Source organism: Pseudokineococcus marinus (assembly GCF_013004605.1).
GTDB lineage: Bacteria > Actinomycetota > Actinomycetes > Actinomycetales > Quadrisphaeraceae > Pseudokineococcus > Pseudokineococcus marinus.
Genome location: NZ_JABEMA010000515.1, coordinates 1 through 1,411, shown reverse-complemented (window position 1 = coordinate 1,411; position 1,411 = coordinate 1). Strand labels below are relative to the sequence as shown.

The 1,411-nt window shown below is 77.9% G+C and carries 2 protein-coding genes; one reads left to right on the top strand and one right to left on the bottom strand.

Annotated elements, in window-relative coordinates:
- Positions 1-12: 12 nt before the first annotated feature.
- On the bottom strand, positions 13-147 hold the full coding sequence (locus HLB09_RS19595; RefSeq protein ID WP_281359503.1) for a hypothetical protein: 135 nt from the start codon (positions 145-147) through the stop codon (positions 13-15).
- Positions 148-538: 391 nt separating this feature from the next.
- On the opposite strand from HLB09_RS19595, the gene HLB09_RS17110 reads away from it, so the two are divergent.
- Positions 539-1,288: a TIGR03089 family protein gene (locus HLB09_RS17110; RefSeq protein WP_171204488.1), complete on the top strand. Its 750-nt coding sequence runs from the start codon at positions 539-541 to the stop codon at positions 1,286-1,288.
- Positions 1,289-1,411: the final 123 nt, after the last annotated feature.

Here is a 1,411-nt window from a genome sequence, read left to right as displayed (position 1 = left end):
CTCCGACGGCAGCTACGTCGGCGACGTCGTCGCTCCCTTCGGCCGGTCCGGCGTCGACGTCATGGCGAACGTGCTCCACGGCCTCGCGGGGAACGCCGAGGCGGCCCAGCGCTTCTTCACGGGCGGCAGGTGGTCGTGCTCGGTCACGCGGCCAGTGTGCCCCGCTCCCCCGACAGCCCCGACGGTGCCGCACAGGTCCTCCGTCGCGACGGTGACGCCTCCTCCGCCCCTCGAGGGCTCCAGGAGGCGAAGGTGACGCCTCCTCCACCTTTGAAGGGGGCCAGGACGCGAAGGTGGCGCCCCCTCCACCTCTCAGGGGGGCCAGGACGCGAAGGTGACGCCTCCTTCACACCGGAGAGGGACCAGGACGCGAAGGTGACGCCCCCTTCACGTGTCGCGCGGTCCGGGGACGCGGAGACCGGCGCCCCGTGCGCGGCAGCGGCGGGTCTGCGGGCGGGGCCGCGGCGACCGTAGGGTCGAGAGCACCGGTGGTCCCCCGGACCACCGCCCCCGCCGCCCCGTCCGGAGGAGAGCCGCCGTGCCCCAGCCCCCGCAGGACGACCCGTCCCGCGCCGCCGTGCCGCCCGCCGTCGCCCGCGCGCGCGACGTGCCGACGCTCCTCGAGGCGCTCGTCGACGCTGACCCGGGCCGCCCCCGCCTCACCTGGTACGGCGCCGGCGGGGAGCGCGTCGAGCTGTCCGCGCGCGTGCTCGTCAACTGGGTCGCCAAGACCGCCGACCTGCTCGCGAACGAGTGCGACGTCGAGCCCGGCGACGTCGTCTCGCTGGCGCTGCCGCCGTCGTGGCGCACGACCGTCCTCGCCCTGGCCGCCTGGTGCGTCGGCGCCGAGCCGTCCTGGGACGGCGACGAGGGCGAGGTCCTCGACGACCTCGAGCCGCAGCCCCCCGCCGTCCTCGTGACGACCGCCGACGGCCCCGTCGGCCCGGCCGGCCGCGTCGTCGTCGTCGACCTCCCCGCCCTCTCGCGCTCCGCGGCGGGCGGCCCTCCCGGGGCGCTGGACTACAACGCCGAGGTCACCGGCCGCGACGACGTCCTCGCCGTCGACGAGCAGGTGCAGGACCGGCGGGTGCTCGAGCTCGCCGACGACCTGGCTCGCATCAGCGACTTCCGCCCCGGCGAGCGCGTCCTCGGCGCGGCCGAGGACCTCGACCCGGACCTCGTGCTCGGGGCGCTGCGGCGCGACGGCTCCGTCGTCGCCGTCGCGGCCGACGCCGGGCTCGACCTCGACGACCTCGCGGCGCAGGAGCAGGCGACCGCCCGCGCCTGACCGGCCGGCTCTGCTCCGGCCGCCCCGTCCCCGGCGTCCGCCGGGGTCGGGGCGTCAGCGCGGGACGGCCGCCACCCAGGCGACGCCGTCGCCCGCGACGCGCACCGGACCGTCGTCGTCGCG